This is a genomic window from Escherichia sp. KTE96 (assembly GCF_000408525.1).
Lineage (GTDB): Bacteria > Pseudomonadota > Gammaproteobacteria > Enterobacterales > Enterobacteriaceae > Escherichia > Escherichia marmotae.
Genome location: NZ_KE137149.1, coordinates 2,258,608 through 2,274,729, shown reverse-complemented (window position 1 = coordinate 2,274,729; position 16,122 = coordinate 2,258,608). Strand labels below are relative to the sequence as shown.

The window sequence follows — 16,122 nt, the reverse complement described above, 5'->3', positions numbered from 1 at the left end:
CATTATCGGCAGACACCCGCCGGACTTGAGTTCTTCAGAACAGATTATCGATACTCATGTTGTAAGTTTTGCTCACTTTGTCGCTTACCGATTTCATCTGCTGAATCATATGGGTTAGTTTGCGGGCATAATGAGGATCGGTCGCATATCCCGCGTCCTGTAATGCCTGCGCCCCCTGCTCAGCGCTTTTGGCATTCGTCACGGCGGCGTAACGCGGGTTACGTGTTAATAGACCGACATAATCTGAAAGCGCTTCAAGATATGAGCTGTAAACCCGGAACTTCGCCTTTACTTTCTTCGCTTCGCCATTTTCATATTCGGTGGTGGTAATTTCAGTGATCGGCCCTTTCCAATTGCCGGAGGCTTTGACGCCAAACAGGTTATAGCTTGGCTCACCATTTTCACGACGGATTTGCCGTTGTCCCCAGCCTGATTCCAGCGCCGCCTGGGCAAGGATCAGATGATGCGGCACACCACTTTGCTGGCTTGCCCGTTGGGCGGGAAGCGAGAGTTGCGCGAGGAACGCTTTGCTGTCACCAGGTAGCGAATCATCGTAGTTACGTGGTACGGCTTTTTGCACCAGTTGCGAGAGCGCCTGGTTTTGGTAACGCATCACAGTTTCAAGCGGGAATTTCATCGGTGCCGCTGGCGTTGCTTCATCTGGCAACGGCTGCTCTGGTGTCATCTGTTTAACCATCATCTCCGCCAGCCCCAGACCTTTGCCTGCTGTCATCTGTTGGGCAATCTGCTGGTCATACATACTGGTGTAGAGTCGGGTATGCTCGCTGCTGAACAGGCCATCTTTCGGTAAGGCTTCACGCATACTTTTCAGCATCATCTGCACGAACATCCCTTCTACCTGACGAGCCACCGGGCGAATATTTGCCGCCGGATCTTCACCCACTTTCGCTTTCAGGTCATTAAGCGATTGTGCATCCCAGGCGGCACTGGCCAGCAGTTTGCTGTCGCTAATCATCAAATGATTTCCAGTTTTGCCCGCAGACATCCCGCGCTTTGCATCGATTGCAGTATGGACATCAGATCCATCGGCGTAGCCCCCAATGCATTGAGCGCGCGCACTACGTTATTGAGGCTGGCGCTTGAACGCACGCTTTGCAGCGAACCACCGCTCTGACGTAAGTCGATCTGCGTTTGTGGGGTTACCACGGTTTCTCCACCACCAAACGGCGTATCTGGCTGGCTGACATTCACCTGCCGATTCACCGTAACCGAGAGGTTGCCCTGTGCCACCGCGCAGCTATCGAGGGTCACTTCACGATTCATCACCACTGAACCGGTACGCGAGTTAATAATCACTTTGGCGTCCTGCGGAGTGACATTGACCTGCATGTTCTGGATATCGGCAAGGAAACGCACCTGGGAACTGTTGCCACTCGGCACGCGTACCTGAATAGTTCGCGCATCTAACGCCGTCGCGTTGCCGTATCCGCGTGTGCGGTTGATGGTATCGGCAATTTCCTGCGCCAGGGTGAAATCTTCCTCATTTAGCTGCAAATTGAAGGTATTGCCAGCACCAAACTGGCTGGGCAATTCGCGCTCAATAATTGCACCATTGGTGATCCGTCCGCCATTCAATTGGTTAACCTGAACACTGCTGCCCCCCGCCGATGCGCCTGCGCCGCCGACCAGAATATTGCCCTGCGCCAGCGCATACACCTGGCTATCGACACCCTTAAGCGGTGTCATCAGCAACGTACCGCCACGCAGACTTTTGGCGTTACCCATCGACGACACCACGACATCAATGGTTTGCCCCTGGCGTCCAAAAGGCGGAAGTGACGCCGTCACCATTACCGCAGCGACGTTTTTTAACTGCATATTGGTGCCTGTCGGAACGGTAATTCCCAACTGCGAGAGCATGTTATTTAGCGTTTGCGTGGTAAACGGCGTCTGGGTCGTCTGGTCACCCGTACCATCCAGGCCAACTACCAACCCATAACCAATCAGCGAGTTTTGCCGTACGCCCTGAACGCTGGTGAGATCGCGAATACGGTCGGCCTGCGCCACGACCGCAACCAGCAGAAGAATGAATGCAGAGAGAAATTTAATCACCACAGCCTCACTTACATTGGCGACAGGTTAAGGAAGAAACGCTGTAACCAGCCCATATTTTGTGCTTCGTTAATGTAGCTATTGCCAACGTACTCAATGCGCGCATCCGCCACCTGGGTAGACGGTACGGTGTTGCTACCACTGATAGTGCGTGGATTGACCACGCCGGAGAAGCGAATAAATTCGGTGCCCTGATTAATGGCGATCTGTTTTTCACCCACCACATGCAGGTTACCGTTTACCAGCACTTGATCGACCGTCACCGTCAACGTGCCGCTGAAGGTATTGCTGGCATTGGCTCCACCTTTCCCGTTGAAGCTATTGCCGCCAGAGGCATCGACATCAGCGCGGGCATTACCAAACAGCCCCTGCAAATAGCGCGGCACAGTATCAAAGCCAAAATTGGTTTTACCGTCGCGGCTGGCATTAGCGGAAGAACTCTTGCTGGCACTGACGTTTTCCTGCAACACAATGGTCAGCGTATCGCCAATATTACGTGGGCGGCGATCTTCAAACAGCGGTTGATAGCCATAGTTAATCGGCTGAGCAGACTGGAATATGGAACCGTTGGCGACGGGTGTCGGGCCAGGAACCGGCTGTGCAGTAGTCGCCCCCTGTACCAACGGCGTGGAGGGTATCCAGGCACAGCCGGTCAGTGAAAACACCAACAAGCTGGAAATGGCGTAAATGCGCGCAGCGTTTTTTTGCATGGCTATCATCTTTAAAAATCAGTAAACCGGTGAACCAGCCACCGGTTATGCCTTAGAGTTGCGTCAGTTTTTGCAGCATCTGATCGGTGGTAGATACCGCTTTACTGTTGATTTCGTAGGCACGTTGTACCTGAATCATGTTGACCAGTTCTTCCGCCACGTTGACGTTAGATGTTTCAACATACCCTTGATACAGCAGCCCCGCGCCGTTCAGACCCGGTGTACTTTCGTTCGGTGCGCCGGAGGATTGCGTTTCGGTGTAGAGGTTTTCGCCAATGCTCTCCAGCCCAGTGTCGTTCATAAAGGTAGTGAGATTAAGCTGCCCAACCTGAACCGGAGCCGCCTGGCCTTGCTGGGTTACGCTGACCACGCCATCACGACCGATGGTGATGCTTAACGCATTCGCTGGAATGGTGATCGCAGGCTGTACCTGAAAACCACCCGCCGTCACCAACTGCCCGTTCTGATCCACCTGGAAAGAGCCGTCGCGGGTGTAGGCCGATGAGCCATCCGGCAGCATGATCTGGAAAAAGCCCTGCCCTTTAATCGCCACATCTTTGCTGTTATTGGTTTGCGACAGGTTGCCCTGACTGTGTAGGCGTTCAGTGGCAACCGGACGCACACCAGTACCGATTTGTAACCCGGACGGCAAGGTGGTTTGTTCGGAAGACTGCGCTCCAGGCTGGCGAATGGTTTGATAAAGCAGATCTTCAAACACCGCCCGCTGACGCTTGAAACCGTTGGTACTGACGTTTGCCAGGTTGTTGGCAATGACGTCCATATTGGTTTGCTGGGCGTCGAGGCCGGTTTTGGCGATCCATAATGAACTGATCATAAAATGTCCTGTAGTGGAGTGCTGACCACGTGCATATGTCTTTTTACCGGATGCGGCGTAAACGCCTTATCCGGCCTACAAGATCTCGCAAATTCAATACATTGCGATGCAACTCGTAAGCCCGATAAAATTGCGCATCAGGTAACTTATGCTTGTCACTTATCCTTTCAATTAACTCATCGAAAGCAGTTGATTGGCACGGCCTGCGTTATCATCAACGCTGCTGATAACCTTCATCTGCATTTCAAAACGCCGCGCGCTGGCAATCATGTCGCTCATCGCCGCAACAGCATTGACATTACTGCCTTCCAGCACGCCCGACATCACCCGTAACGTCGGGTCTGCCTGAAGTTCCGCTCCACGTGTGGCCTGACTTTCAGCAGTCAAACGAAAAATGCCGTCATCGCCGCGCTGCACTTCACTGCCCGTAGCTTTCACCAGTTTCAGCCGCCCGACTGGAGCGACGGTATTTGCCGGATCGCCAGAATTCAGCGCCGAGATAGTACCATCGGCAGCAATAGTGATTTCCGCCCCTTCCGGCACAGCAATCGGCCCCGCTTCACCAATCACCGGATGCCCCTGAATCGTCAGTTGCCCGGTGGGATCAACCTGAATGCTGCCATTACGCGTATATCCTTCGCTACCGTCAGCGGTCTGCACGGCCAGCCAGCCGTCTTGCTGTAACGCAACATCCAGCGGACGTGAGGTGTAATCCATCTTGCCGGGCGTCATGTCTGCCCCTGGCGTAGATGCCGTCACCAGCGTGCGTGTAGGCAGCGAAAGTCCCTCTACCGGCACTGCACGTAAGGCGTTTATCTGCGCGCGAAAACCAGGTGTAGATGCATTCGCCAGATTACTGGCAGTTACCGCTTGCTGATTCAGCGTCTGGCTGGCGGCCCCCATCGCGGTATAGATTGCGTGATCCATTGAGCTATCCCGTCAGCGATTAGCGTAAGTTAACCAGCGTGTTGAGGATCTGGTCCTGGGTTTTGATAGTCTGGGCGTTGGACTGATAGTTACGCTGGGCGACAATCATATTGACCAGTTCTTTGCTGAGATCGACATTGGACGCTTCCAGCGCACCATTGGTCAGCGTGCCAAAATTGCCTGTTCCGGCAGTCCCCAACAGCGCCACGCCAGAAGATTGCGTCGCAGACCAGACATTATCGCCTTCGGACGCCAGTCCTTCGTTGTTAGCGAAGTTAGCCAGCACAATCTGCCCCAACAGTTGGGTTTGTTCGTTGGAATAGTTGCCGACTACCGTACCGTCATCGTTGATTTGGTAACTCACCAGATCGCCCGGTTTGTAGCCGTTCTGGGTGGTTGCCACGATGTTGTTCGCACCGGTGTTTTGTTGCATGGAGTTGAGGAAACTTAACGAGAATGAGGCGGGATCTGCACCGTTAATTGCACCGGTGGCAACTAACGCAGAAGCACCAGATGTCAGAGTTCCATTCGCATCAAACGCCAGTGTTGTTACTTGCTTAGCGATACTGGCTGCATCACTACTATCCTGGGTGTAAACATCCCAGTTATTATCCCCGGTCTTCACAAAGTAGACGCTCATGTCATGAGCATTCCCCTGGCTGTCAAATACCGTTACCGAACCTTTTTTGTTATAGCTATCCGCATCGCTGGCATCGAAAGTTTTGACTGTCGGAAGAGGATCACTGGAGTTAAGGTTGATCTGCATTGACGCCGTTGTCGTCGTTTTCGCCGCCATCAGGGTATTCGGAATCGAAATATTGCCTGGATTCGCCCCCTGCTGAATAGTCGGTGGTGTGCCGGTTGCCGGATAACCCGTTAACTGTAAACCTTGCATATTCACCAGATTACGGTTTTCATCGAGTTTAAATTGCCCGTTACGGCTGTAAAACACTGAGCCGTTACTGTCTACGAGGCGGAAGAAACCGTTCTGGCTGATGGCAACGTCAAGGCCACGTCCTGTATTCGTGGTCGTTCCATCGGTAAAATCCTGGGTAATGCCAGCAACTTTTACCCCCAGCCCCACTTTAGAACCCGCGAACATATCAGCAAAAGAAGCCGTACCGGATTTAAAACCATAGGTGGCGGAGTTGGCGATATTGTTGCCAATAACATCGAGGTTGGTGGCGGCTGCGTTTAATCCGCTAACCGCTTGAGAAAAGGCCATGACTGACTCCTGAAATGTGAAGGCTTAAATTATCTGCCGTACTTCGTCGAGAGTGGTGGTGCCGTAAGTGCCGAGATCCAGCGTATTACCGTTGTTACCGCGGATCACGCCCTGCACCAGAGCAAACTGCAGCGGTTGCGCAACTAACTGCGTACCACCGTTACTGGCGCTAATCGCCACGTTATAAGAACCATTCGGTGCGGTTGTGCCGTCAGTTAATGTGCCGTCCCAGGTGAAACTGTGGACTCCGGCGGTCAGTTCACCGATATCAATCGTGCGTACAACCGCGCCATTTTTATCAGTGATCGTGGCGGTGACTTTGTCTGCCGCCTGTTGCAGTTCAACACCAAACGGCGTGGTCGTGGTTACCGCCCCTTCTTCACTGCCAGTACCGGCAAGAATGGTGGTGCCGGGGATCATCACACCATGACCAATCAGGTTACTGGCCTGTAGCGACTGACTGTTGTCTATCTGTCCGGAAATCGAACCGAGTGTAGTATTGAGTTTTTCAATCCCGCTAACCGTGCTGATTTGCGCCAGTTGCGATGTCAACTCGTTGTTCTCCATCGGATTGGTCGGATCCTGATTTTTCAGTTGCGCCACCAGCAACGTCAGAAAACTGCTTTGTAAATCTGCAGCGTTACTGCCAGTGAGCGAACTACTGCTGGTAGTACTGACACCAGTATTTGTCGGATCGGTGGTGGTTACCGCAATGGACATGGTTTTCTCCTTTATTGACCGAGCGTGAGGGTCTTCAGCATCATGCTTTTCACCGTGTTGAGGACTTCAACGTTGGCCTGATAACTGCGTGATGCCGACATGGTGTTAACCATCTCCCCAACCACATCCACGTTTGGCATTTTCACGTAACCCTTCGCGTCCGCCAGTGGATTTCCCGGCTCATATACCAGTTTGTCTGGCGCCTGGCTTTCAATCACGTCAGCCACTTTCACCCCACCTGTCGCGGTTCCCGGCGCGGCGTTCACCTGAAACACCACCTGTTTTGCCCGATAAGGTTGTCCGTCTGGCCCTGTCACGCTATCGGCATTCGCCAGATTACTGGCCGCTACGTTCAGACGCTGGGACTGGGCAGTTAACGCCGACCCGGCGATCTCAAAAATATTCAGCAGTGCCATCCGTTAATTTCCGCTCTGTAAAACGTTCATCATGCCTTTGATTTGCCCACTCAACGCGCTAAGGCTCATCTGATATTGCAGGCTGTTATCGGCAAACTGGGTGCGTTCGCGATCCATATCGACGGTATTGCCGTCCAGCGAAGGCTGATCCGGAATACGGTATTGCAGTTCTGCGGAAGGAGGCATCAGCACCTGCGCCGGAATGTGTTGCGTTGAGGTCATGGTCAGGGCCACCACACTGGTTTCATCCCGTCCACGCAGTATTACTTTTTTAAGTTCACTGGCAAAATCTATATCGCGCGCCTGATAACCAGGGGTATCGGCGTTGGCGATGTTTGCCGCCAGCACTTCCTGACGATGGGCGCGCAGATTGAGCGCCTCTTGTTGAAAACGTAAGGCGGCGTCGAGCTTATCGAGCATATCTCCTCCGCAGATATCAAAATTCTGCCGTCAGCTTAAAGGCTTTAGGCGCGCGTTATCGGCGGAATAAACGCAAAATGGGTCGCTATTTATGCCGTTGATGGTCACGCCGCGCGGGTACAATTTAGCCTGTAGAAATGGCTGGGGGCGGAAATGCAAATAATGAAGCATGGCGTGGTACTCATCGCGATACTGTTCAGCCCGCTGAGTACGGCTGGCGATTTCACATCACAATTGAAAACCTTTTTTGTGGTACAACTGGCGGGGTTGAGTGATGAGGTTCGTATCTCTATTCGCACGCCCCCCCATTTACTGCCTGCGTGTGAACAGCCATTGTTTTCCATCACCAGTAATTCCCGCCTGTGGGGCAATGTGAATGTGCTGGCACGCTGCGGCAACGACAAACGATATGTGCAAGTCAATGTGCAGGCCACCGGGAGTTATGTCGTTGCCGCGATGCCCATTGTGCGGGGAGGAAAACTGGAATCTGCCAGCGTCAAACTGAAACGCGGACGGCTGGATACCTTACCGCCACGTACTGTACTGGATGTTAATCAACTGGTTGATGCAGTCAGTCTGCGCGATCTGACGCCCGGGCAGCCAATACAACTAACCATGCTGCGCCAGGCATGGCGAGTAAAAGCCGGACAGCGTGTCAACGTGATCGCCAGTGGCGATGGTTTCAGCGCTAATGCTGAAGGTCAGGCGCTGAACAACGCGGCGGTTGCGCAAAATGCTCGTGTCCGCATGGTGTCGGGTCAGGTGGTCAGTGGTGTGGTGGATGCGGATGGGAATATTCTTATAAACCTGTAATCTGTTAAAGATTGACCGACTATTGCCGATAAATAAGCAACAAATGATAAAAGCGCCCTCAATGAGGAATAAACCATGAGTATTGACCGCACCGCTCCCCTGAAGCCCATAAGCACCGTTCAGCCACGCGAAACCAGTGACACTCCGGTAGCCAATACCCGCTCGACAAAAACGACCGCCGCCGCCAGTACCAGTGTGACATTAAGCGATGCACAAGCAAAGCTGATGCAACCAGGCAGCAGTGATATCAATCTTGAGCGCGTAGAAGCGTTGAAACTGGCGATTCGTAACGGTGAACTAAAGATAGATGTCGGCAAAATTGCCGATGCACTGATCAGCGAAGTGCAACAAGACTTACTGAGTAAATAAACGTATGACGCGTCTTGCAGAGATCCTCGACCAGATGTCCGCAGTGCTTAACGATCTTAAAACGGTGATGGAGCAAGAGCTGCAACATCTCTCTATGGGGCAGATCAACGGCAGTCAGTTACAACGGATTACAGAACAAAAAAGCTCACTGCTGGCGACGCTGGATTACCTCGAGCAGTTACGTCGGCAAATACCGGATGCCGCAAACAGCAACGATATCGCACAATGCTGGCAGGAAATTACCGTAAAAACGCAGCAACTGCGTCAGTTAAATCAACATAACGGCTGGCTACTGGAAGGACAGATTGAGCGCAATCAACAGGCGCTGGAAATGCTGAAACCACATCAGGAGCCGACGCTGTACGGGGCCAACGGTCAAACCTCAACGCCCCATCGCGGCGGTAAAAAGATATCTATCTGAAGATTTTCTCCGGCCTGCAATGCAGGCCGGGATTGGTTATTAAGCCGTCCGACGGGCAAACTCTTTGACTTTGAAGCCCAGCACCGCCAGCGCGGCAAAGTACGCCGCAATTCCCGCGACAACTACCGCCATCAAACGTAGTAAGCGCCAGGGCATAGTACCCAATGACCAGTCCGGCATGATGTGCAACATACCTAAAAGTACGCCAGACATCACCAGCACTGCCACCACCAGACGCAGCAGAAACGCAGTCCAACCGGGTTGCGGGGTAAAGATTTTCTGCTTACGCAACTGCCAGTAAAGCAGCGAGGCATTCAGGCAAGCTGCCAGACCAATGGAAAGCGACAGTCCGGCATGTTTCAACGGGCCGATAAACGCCAGGTTCATCAACTGCGTCAAAATCAGCGTGACGATGGCAATTTTCACCGGTGTTTTAATATCCTGGCGGGAATAAAAACCCGGAGCCAGCACTTTCACCACAATCAGGCCGATCAACCCCACTGAATAGGCAATCAATGCCCGCTGAGTCATCAGCGCATCAAAGGCGGTAAATTTACCGTACTGGAACAGAGAAACAGTTAATGGACCAGAGAGAATACCCAACGCTACCGCGCTCGGCAGCGCCAGCAGGAAACAAAGACGCAGGCCCCAGTCCATCAAGCGGTTGTATTCATCATGATTACCGCTGGCAAAACTTTTCGACAGCGACGGCAGCAAAATAGTCCCCAGCGCCACGCCCAGTACGCCAGACGGAAACTCCATTAAACGGTCGGCGTAGTACATCCACGACACGGAACCTGAGGCAAGAAACGAAGCAAAAATGGTGTTGATGATCAAGGAGATCTGACTAACAGAAACACCAAGGATCGCCGGGCCCATTTGTTTCACCACGCGCATTGCTCCTGCATCGTGAAAGTTAATGCGCGGCAGAACCAACATGCCGATCTTCTTCAGGTGCGGTAGCTGATACACCAGTTGCAGTATACCGCCCACCGTAACAGCCCACGCCAGCGCCAGCACCGGCGGATTAAAGTACGGTGCAGCAAACAGCGCAAAACCAATCATGCTGATGTTAAGTAACGTCGGGGCAAATGCCGGAATCGAGAAACGGTTCCAGGTATTCAAAATAGCCCCCACCAGCGATGCCAGGGAGATCAGCAAAATATAGGGAAAAGTGATCTGCAATAGCTGAGTGGTCAGCGCGAATTTGTCGGCGGTGTCAGCAAAGCCCGGCGCAGTCACCATTATCACCCACGGTGCGGCGAGCATCCCGGCAACGGTCACAACCGCCAGTGCCAGCGTCAGCAGGCCCGAGACATAAGAGACAAAGACCCGAGTTGCATCTTCACCTTGCTTGCTTTTATATTCCGCCAGAATCGGCACGAATGCCTGGGAGAATGCCCCTTCGGCAAAGATACGGCGCAACAAGTTAGGAAGTTTGAAAGCGACGAAAAAAGCGTCGGTTGCCATCCCTGCGCCAAAAATTCTGGCGACAATAGCGTCACGTGCAAAGCCAAGCACACGCGAAAACATGGTCATCGAGCTGACGGCGGCCAGCGATTTTAATAAATTCATTGGTGTTCTAATCCAGACCCACGAACAAAACGCCTGCAACGCAGGCGCTGAAAGAGGCGAATAGTCTACCTGGATTATGGTGAATTGCTACCGCCAGATGTTACAGGGTTTATTCACTCATCGCGTCTCGCCAGAGTTTGTCAACGATGCGCTGCGCCAGTACTGCCTGCTCACCAGCAGTTTGTGGAACTGTCTGATTTTGCACGCATTCGATGAAATGATGCGCGCAGCCAACAAATCCACGCTGCTCGAGGGTACTTTGCCAGCCGGGAATCGGTTTGTGCACCACGCCCTGCCCGCGCTCCTCGCGCCATTCACGCATATCCGTAATGTCGATGAGCGCGCCGTCGGTCACGGCCTGCACCGTTTCACGCTGGCTACCAGCACGGCGATGCATGCAGGTGGTGATTTGCAAAGGCCCCACCGAAAAATGGTGCTCGGCAAACAACATTTCGCCAGACTCGTTAGTCAACAGCGAACCACCGTCAAGGGAGGCTTTGCCGCCAGACAGCCACAGAGCAGTGTCAACCACATGCAGATAATCATCCAGCAACGTGAAATAAAGATCGTGTGGCCCGACGCTATGAGTACGATGTTTATCCATTCTCAGCGACGCTGCGGTGGCAAGTTGCGTTTTTAGCTCACTGTAGAGCGGTGCAAAGCGACGGTTAAAACCAACCATCAACGTCAGTTTTTTCCGCGCCGCCAGTTCCACCAGCCGCTCGGCATCGCGCAGATTTTCTGCCAGGGGTTTATCGACACAGACATGAACGCCAGCGTTTAATAACGCACTGACCACTTCAAAATGACTGGCGGTGCTGGAGTGGACAAAAACTGCATCGCAACTGGCAGCAAGGTTAGATAACGAATCGGCATAAGGAATGCGCCAGCTTTCACAAATGGGTAGAGCTTTCTCGCGCGTTGGCGACCATGCCCCCTGTAACGTCCAGTCAGACGCTGCCGCCAGCACCGGTAACCACGCTTTTTGCGCGATCCCTCCTAACCCCACTACGCCGATACGTAATTTTTTCACTTTAATCTCCCAGATGGGCCAGCAACGAATCAAGACGCTGTTTCAGTTCTGCCACTTCGATTTCCAGTGCTTCGACACGGGCCTGTAAATCACCTTCAACCGCCTTCGACGGTTCCGTTACCACAGGTTGCTCATCTATCTCACCACTGAAAAGATGCATATAGCGACTTTCGCGTTTACCCGGTTCGCGAGCCAGACGCACCACAAAAGGGCCATCTTCGCGATTCGCCAGTTGTTCCAGCGTCGACTCCACTTCCGCCATATCGCTAAATTCATACATTCGCGCCGCGCGGCTGCGCAGTTCACCCGGCGTCTGGGCACCACGCAATAACAACGTGGTGATTAACGCCACTTCTGCGGCGCTCAGTTTCAGATCGCCAAATTCTGAATTACAAAAGCGTTGCTCATATTTGGTGACCCGATTACCAAAACCGCTCACCGTGCGTAAATAATGACGTTTTACCAGATTATCCAACTGCTCCTGCACTTCAGATTCGCTTAAGTTCATTACCGGTTCACGGTTCGTTTTCTGATTACAGGCCGTGACTACGCTATTCACGGAGAGCGGGTATTGCTCCGGCGTCGTCACCTGTTTTTCCAGTAAACAGCCAATCACGCGGGCTTCCAGTGCGGTAAGTTGATACTTCATAACATTCTCCTTAGCGGCCGGGCGTCCAGTCCGGGGTGGTTAATGCCGTCAGCACGTGATCGCGCCATTGTCCATCAATCAACAGATAATCTTTCGCATAACCTTCTTTTTCAAAACCCAGTCGCGCCAGCAAATCACCGCTACGTTTATTGTGCGGCATATAGTTGGCCATAATGCGATGAATGTGTTGAGTACGCTGCATATAACGAATAGCGGCGGTCAGGGCTTCAAACATTAGCCCCTTGCCCTGCCATTTTTGTCCGATTGAATAACCGAGATAGCAGGCATGGAAAGATCCTCGCACCACATTAGAAAAATTGGCAACGCCAATAATCTCTTTCTCATCCGGGTCGAACAACCCAAAATAGAATGCAGAACCTTGTTTATGAAATTCATTAATCATGCTTAACCTGGCCTGCCAGCCTGAAGGGTAGCAGTGGCTTTCGTCGCGCACTGGTTCCCAGGGCTTGAGGAAATGGCGATTTTCTGCGTAATAGTCCGCCAGCCGCCAGGCATCACGTTCATGCACCAGACGCACGACCAGTCGGTCTGTGGTTAAGCGCACTTTTGGCACGTTACTACGATAGCCAAACATTCTATACCTACTCCTTCCCGTAACGTCTTTAATACGCTGTAAGTATTACTATACCTGCGCAACCAGAACCTGTGAAAAGTCCAAAATGCCATTTCCTGCATTATTCACATATTTGATAAAAACTCTCTATCAAAGAGGACTTTCGATAAAAAAATATTGTCCCGGGAAATATGGGAAAAGTATTAGCGACCATGCAGAATAGAAAGTGCTCATCTTTTATTTCCCGGGAGGGGAAATGTCGCGCGTTTCACAGGCCAGGAACCTGGGTAAATATTTCCTGCTCATCGATAATATGCTGGTCGTGCTGGGGTTCTTTGTTGTCTTCCCTCTGATCTCTATCCGCTTCGTTGATCAAATGGGCTGGGCAGCCGTGATGGTCGGTATTGCTCTCGGTCTGCGTCAGTTCATTCAGCAAGGTTTAGGCATTTTTGGCGGCGCAATTGCCGACCGCTTTGGCGCAAAACCGATGATCGTCACCGGAATGCTGATGCGCGCCGCGGGATTTGCCACTATGGGGATCGCCCACGAGCCATGGATGCTGTGGTTTTCCTGCCTTCTCTCAGGTCTTGGCGGTACTCTGTTCGATCCGCCGCGTTCGGCACTGGTGGTCAAATTGATCCGCCCGCAACAGCGTGGACGTTTTTTCTCCCTGTTGATGATGCAGGACAGTGCTGGTGCGGTCATTGGCGCATTATTAGGTAGCTGGCTGTTGCAATACGATTTCCGCCTGGTCTGCGCGACGGGGGCAATTTTGTTTGTGCTGTGTGCGGCATTTAATGCCTGGTTGTTACCGGCATGGAAACTTTCTACCGTGCGTACGCCAGTCCGCGAAGGCATGGCCCGCGTGATGCGCGATAAACGTTTTGTCACCTATGTTCTGACGCTGGCAGGCTACTACATGCTGGCCGTTCAGGTAATGCTGATGCTGCCGATTATGGTCAACGATATCGCCGGAGCGCCCTCTGCCGTTAAATGGATGTATGCCATTGAAGCGTGTCTCTCCTTAACGTTGCTTTACCCTATCGCCCGCTGGAGCGAAAGACGTTTTCGTCTGGAACACCGATTGATGGCTGGGCTATTGGTCATGTCGTTAAGCATGATACCGGTTGGAATGGTCAGCAATCTGCAACAACTCTTCACCCTGATTTGTCTATTTTATATCGGTTCAATCATTGCCGAACCTGCGCGTGAAACCCTAAGCGCCTCGCTGGCAGATGCACGAGCGCGCGGCAGCTATATGGGGTTTAGTCGTCTGGGCCTGGCGATTGGCGGTGCTATCGGTTATGTCGGTGGCGGCTGGCTGTTTGACCTGGGTAAATCGGCGCAGCAACCAGAACTACCGTGGATAATGTTGGGCATTATTGGCATCATCACCTTCGTTGCGATGGGGTGGCAATTTAGCCAGAAACGCGCTACGCGTTGGTTGCTGGAACGCGACGCCTGAAAATGCCATGCTTTCTGTTACCATTGTTCGCCCAGTCAATCTACTCGCCGCAGCAACCTGTTATTACCTGTCGCCGCTGTTTTCAGTTTTTTCTGCTGGCGGGTTTAACGCTGGTGACACATGCTGCGTTGTGTCAGGATATTGACGCAGATTTCATGTCGAGGACTACCATGAACAAGTTTTTATTTGCCGCTGCATTGATCATCAGCGGCCTGCTCGTTGGCTGTAATCAACTCACCCAGTACACGATTAGCGAACAAGAAATTAACCAGTCGCTTGCGAAACATAATAATTTCTCAAAAGATATCGGTTTGCCCGGTGTGGCTGATGCCCATATCGTTCTGACAAATCTGGCCAGTCAAATTGGCCGCGAAGAGCCAAATAAGATCACCTTAACCGGTGATGCCAATCTGGATATGAACTCTCTTTTCGGCAGCCAGAAAGCAACCATGAAACTGAAGCTGAAGGCGCTGCCGGTGTTTGATAAAGAAAAAGGCGCGATCTTCCTGAAAGAGATGGAAGTGGTCGACGCAACGGTGCAGCCAGAAAAAATGCAAACGGTAATGCAAACATTGCTTCCCTATTTGAACCAGGCACTACGCAATTACTTCAACCAGCAACCGGCTTACATTCTGCGCGAAGATGGTAGTCAGGGTGAAGCAATGGCGAAAAAACTGGCGAAAGGTATTGAGGTGAAACCTGGCGAAATTGTCATTCCGTTTACTGATTAAACACGAAGGGCGCATTCGCGCCCTTTATTTTTCGTGCAAAGGAAAACGTTTCCGCTTATCCTTTGTGTCCGGCAAAAACATCCCTTCAGCCGGAGCATAGAGATTAATGACTGCACCATCCCAGGTATTAAAGATCCGCCGCCCAGACGACTGGCACCTTCACCTCCGCGATGGCGACATGTTAAAAACTGTCGTGCCGTATACCAGCAAAACTTATGGCCGGGCCATCGTTATGCCCAATCTGGCTCCGCCCATAACGACCGTCGAAGCTGCCGTAGCGTATCGCCAGCGTATTCTTGACGCCGTACCTGCCGGACACGATTTCACCCCGCTGATGACCTGTTATTTAACAGATTCGCTGGCCCCCAATGAATTGGAGCGTGGATTTAACGAAGGCGTGTTCACCGCGGCAAAACTTTACCCGGCAAACGCTACCACCAACTCCAGCCACGGTGTGACGTCGGTTGACACTATCATGCCGGTACTTGAGCGAATGGAAAAAATTGGCATGCCGCTGCTGGTGCACGGAGAAGTTACACACGCCGATATCGACATTTTTGACCGTGAAGCCCGCTTTATTGAAACGGTTATGGAGCCACTGCGCCAGCGCCTGACTGCGCTGAAAGTGGTTTTTGAGCACATCACCACTAAAGATGCTGCCGAATATGTTCGTGACGGTAATGAATTGCTGGCCGCTACTATTACCCCCCAGCATCTGATGTTTAATCGTAACCATATGCTGGTTGGCGGTGTACGTCCGCACCTGTACTGCCTGCCCATTCTCAAACGTAATGTGCATCAACAGGCACTGCGTGAGCTGGTCGCCAGTGGCTTTAATCGCGTTTTTCTCGGGACTGACTCCGCACCACATGCACGTCATCGCAAAGAGAGTAGCTGCGGTTGTGCAGGTTGTTTTAATGCACCAACGGCGCTGGGCAGTTACGCCACTGTATTTGAAGAAATGGATGCGTTGCAGCACTTTGAAGCGTTCTGTTCTTTAAACGGCCCGCAGTTCTATGGTTTACCGGTCAACGAATCGTTTATTGAACTGGTACGCGAAGAGCAACAAGTTGCTGAAAGCATCGCTCTGACCGACGACACGCTGGTGCCATTCCTGGCCGGAGAAACGGTTCGCTGGACAGTTAAACAATAAAAAAACGTAGCAC

Annotated in this window: 19 protein-coding genes; 6 read left to right on the top strand and 13 right to left on the bottom strand. The window is 52.3% G+C overall.

Translation table 11 applies throughout. From position 1 onward, the window contains the following. Positions 1–34 precede the first annotated feature (34 nt). The 9 genes from flgJ to flgB form a co-directional block, all read right to left on the bottom strand. The gene (gene flgJ, locus A1WG_RS04085; RefSeq protein WP_001516180.1) at positions 35–976 is read right to left on the bottom strand and encodes a flagellar assembly peptidoglycan hydrolase FlgJ; all 942 of its coding nucleotides are present in this window, start codon (positions 974–976) and stop codon (positions 35–37) included. Next, a complete protein-coding gene (flgI, locus tag A1WG_RS04090) occupies positions 976–2,073 on the bottom strand; it encodes a flagellar basal body P-ring protein FlgI (RefSeq protein ID WP_001516179.1) in 1,098 nt (365 codons plus the stop codon). The genes flgJ and flgI overlap by 1 nt, the downstream gene beginning before the upstream one ends. Positions 2,074–2,084: 11 nt before the next feature. Further along, positions 2,085–2,783 carry a flagellar basal body L-ring protein FlgH gene (locus tag A1WG_RS04095; protein WP_001516178.1) on the bottom strand — a complete coding sequence of 233 codons (699 nt, stop codon included), beginning with the start codon at positions 2,781–2,783 and terminating at the stop codon, positions 2,085–2,087. Positions 2,784–2,835: 52 nt separating this feature from the next. Continuing rightward, positions 2,836–3,618 (bottom strand): flagellar basal-body rod protein FlgG, encoded by a 783-nt coding sequence (flgG, locus tag A1WG_RS04100; RefSeq protein ID WP_000625823.1) that lies wholly within the window; start codon positions 3,616–3,618, stop codon positions 2,836–2,838. Positions 3,619–3,789: 171 nt separating this feature from the next. Next, positions 3,790–4,545 carry a flagellar basal-body rod protein FlgF gene (flgF, locus tag A1WG_RS04105; protein ID WP_000349270.1) on the bottom strand — a complete coding sequence of 252 codons (756 nt, stop codon included), beginning with the start codon at positions 4,543–4,545 and terminating at the stop codon, positions 3,790–3,792. A gap of 19 nt (positions 4,546–4,564) precedes the next feature. Next, the gene (gene flgE, locus A1WG_RS04110) at positions 4,565–5,770 is read right to left on the bottom strand and encodes a flagellar hook protein FlgE (RefSeq protein ID WP_000885838.1); all 1,206 of its coding nucleotides are present in this window, start codon (positions 5,768–5,770) and stop codon (positions 4,565–4,567) included. 24 nt (positions 5,771–5,794) lie between these two features. Continuing rightward, positions 5,795–6,490, bottom strand: coding sequence for a flagellar hook assembly protein FlgD (gene flgD, locus A1WG_RS04115; RefSeq protein WP_000020468.1), 696 nt, complete (start codon positions 6,488–6,490; stop codon positions 5,795–5,797). A gap of 11 nt (positions 6,491–6,501) precedes the next feature. Further along, positions 6,502–6,906 carry a flagellar basal body rod protein FlgC gene (gene flgC, locus A1WG_RS04120; protein WP_001196470.1) on the bottom strand — a complete coding sequence of 135 codons (405 nt, stop codon included), beginning with the start codon at positions 6,904–6,906 and terminating at the stop codon, positions 6,502–6,504. A gap of 3 nt (positions 6,907–6,909) precedes the next feature. Then, positions 6,910–7,326 (bottom strand): flagellar basal body rod protein FlgB, encoded by a 417-nt coding sequence (gene flgB / locus A1WG_RS04125; protein WP_001516177.1) that lies wholly within the window; start codon positions 7,324–7,326, stop codon positions 6,910–6,912. 153 nt (positions 7,327–7,479) lie between these two features. Here flgB and flgA point away from each other — a divergent pair, with 153 nt between their 5' ends. From flgA to flgN, 3 genes are all read left to right on the top strand, one after another. Then, the gene (gene flgA, locus A1WG_RS04130) at positions 7,480–8,139 is read left to right on the top strand and encodes a flagellar basal body P-ring formation chaperone FlgA (protein ID WP_024191858.1); all 660 of its coding nucleotides are present in this window, start codon (positions 7,480–7,482) and stop codon (positions 8,137–8,139) included. A 75-nt stretch (positions 8,140–8,214) separates the two neighbouring features. Next, complete coding sequence (gene flgM, locus A1WG_RS04135; RefSeq protein WP_000020864.1) at positions 8,215–8,508, top strand: flagellar biosynthesis anti-sigma factor FlgM; 294 nt, start codon at positions 8,215–8,217, stop codon at positions 8,506–8,508. A 4-nt stretch (positions 8,509–8,512) separates the two neighbouring features. Continuing rightward, on the top strand, positions 8,513–8,929 hold the full coding sequence (gene flgN, locus A1WG_RS04140) for a flagella biosynthesis chaperone FlgN (protein ID WP_001516175.1): 417 nt from the start codon (positions 8,513–8,515) through the stop codon (positions 8,927–8,929). Positions 8,930–8,968: 39 nt separating this feature from the next. Here the strand turns inward: flgN and murJ are convergent, their stop codons facing one another. The 4 genes from murJ to rimJ all read right to left on the bottom strand — a co-directional run bounded on the left by murJ (position 8,969) and on the right by rimJ (position 12,781). After that, a complete protein-coding gene (murJ, locus tag A1WG_RS04145; RefSeq protein ID WP_001050690.1) occupies positions 8,969–10,504 on the bottom strand; it encodes a murein biosynthesis integral membrane protein MurJ in 1,536 nt (511 codons plus the stop codon). 109 nt (positions 10,505–10,613) lie between these two features. Next, positions 10,614–11,537, bottom strand: a complete 924-nt coding sequence (locus A1WG_RS04150) for a Gfo/Idh/MocA family protein (protein ID WP_000736170.1) — start codon at positions 11,535–11,537, stop codon at positions 10,614–10,616. A gap of 1 nt (position 11,538) precedes the next feature. Then, positions 11,539–12,186, bottom strand: a complete 648-nt coding sequence (locus A1WG_RS04155) for a YceH family protein (protein WP_000877132.1) — start codon at positions 12,184–12,186, stop codon at positions 11,539–11,541. Between the two features lie 10 nt (positions 12,187–12,196). Continuing rightward, complete coding sequence (gene rimJ, locus A1WG_RS04160) at positions 12,197–12,781, bottom strand: ribosomal protein S5-alanine N-acetyltransferase (RefSeq protein ID WP_000468210.1); 585 nt, start codon at positions 12,779–12,781, stop codon at positions 12,197–12,199. 235 nt (positions 12,782–13,016) lie between these two features. Between rimJ and mdtH the strand changes: the two genes are divergently transcribed. The 3 genes from mdtH to pyrC all read left to right on the top strand — a co-directional run bounded on the left by mdtH (position 13,017) and on the right by pyrC (position 16,109). Next, positions 13,017–14,225 (top strand): multidrug efflux MFS transporter MdtH, encoded by a 1,209-nt coding sequence (mdtH, locus tag A1WG_RS04165; protein WP_001516174.1) that lies wholly within the window; start codon positions 13,017–13,019, stop codon positions 14,223–14,225. 170 nt (positions 14,226–14,395) lie between these two features. Then, positions 14,396–14,956, top strand: coding sequence for a lipoprotein (locus A1WG_RS04170; RefSeq protein WP_001516173.1), 561 nt, complete (start codon positions 14,396–14,398; stop codon positions 14,954–14,956). A gap of 106 nt (positions 14,957–15,062) precedes the next feature. Continuing rightward, entirely contained in the window at positions 15,063–16,109 is a 1,047-nt protein-coding gene (pyrC, locus tag A1WG_RS04175; protein ID WP_000126569.1) for a dihydroorotase, read from the top strand. Positions 16,110–16,122 lie beyond the last annotated feature (13 nt).

Bases quoted from the DNA above. Each gene is read 5' to 3' on its own strand.
- flgJ (WP_001516180.1), bottom strand. From the start codon at position 976: ATGATTAGCGACAGCAAACTGCTGGCCAGTGCCGCCTGGGATGCACAA.
- A1WG_RS04095 (WP_001516178.1), bottom strand. From the start codon at position 2,783: ATGCAAAAAAACGCTGCGCGCATTTACGCCATTTCCAGCTTGTTGGTG.
- flgG (WP_000625823.1), bottom strand. From the start codon at position 3,618: ATGATCAGTTCATTATGGATCGCCAAAACCGGCCTCGACGCCCAGCAA.
- flgF (WP_000349270.1), bottom strand. From the start codon at position 4,545: ATGGATCACGCAATCTATACCGCGATGGGGGCCGCCAGCCAGACGCTG.
- flgE (WP_000885838.1), bottom strand. From the start codon at position 5,770: ATGGCCTTTTCTCAAGCGGTTAGCGGATTAAACGCAGCCGCCACCAAC.
- flgD (WP_000020468.1), bottom strand. From the start codon at position 6,490: ATGTCCATTGCGGTAACCACCACCGATCCGACAAATACTGGTGTCAGT.
- flgC (WP_001196470.1), bottom strand. From the start codon at position 6,906: ATGGCACTGCTGAATATTTTTGAGATCGCCGGGTCGGCGTTAACTGCC.
- flgB (WP_001516177.1), bottom strand. From the start codon at position 7,326: ATGCTCGATAAGCTCGACGCCGCCTTACGTTTTCAACAAGAGGCGCTC.
- flgA (WP_024191858.1), top strand. From the start codon at position 7,480: ATGCAAATAATGAAGCATGGCGTGGTACTCATCGCGATACTGTTCAGC.
- flgM (WP_000020864.1), top strand. From the start codon at position 8,215: ATGAGTATTGACCGCACCGCTCCCCTGAAGCCCATAAGCACCGTTCAG.
- flgN (WP_001516175.1), top strand. From the start codon at position 8,513: ATGACGCGTCTTGCAGAGATCCTCGACCAGATGTCCGCAGTGCTTAAC.
- murJ (WP_001050690.1), bottom strand. From the start codon at position 10,504: ATGAATTTATTAAAATCGCTGGCCGCCGTCAGCTCGATGACCATGTTT.
- A1WG_RS04155 (WP_000877132.1), bottom strand. From the start codon at position 12,186: ATGAAGTATCAACTTACCGCACTGGAAGCCCGCGTGATTGGCTGTTTA.
- rimJ (WP_000468210.1), bottom strand. From the start codon at position 12,781: ATGTTTGGCTATCGTAGTAACGTGCCAAAAGTGCGCTTAACCACAGAC.
- mdtH (WP_001516174.1), top strand. From the start codon at position 13,017: ATGTCGCGCGTTTCACAGGCCAGGAACCTGGGTAAATATTTCCTGCTC.
- A1WG_RS04170 (WP_001516173.1), top strand. From the start codon at position 14,396: ATGAACAAGTTTTTATTTGCCGCTGCATTGATCATCAGCGGCCTGCTC.
- pyrC (WP_000126569.1), top strand. From the start codon at position 15,063: ATGACTGCACCATCCCAGGTATTAAAGATCCGCCGCCCAGACGACTGG.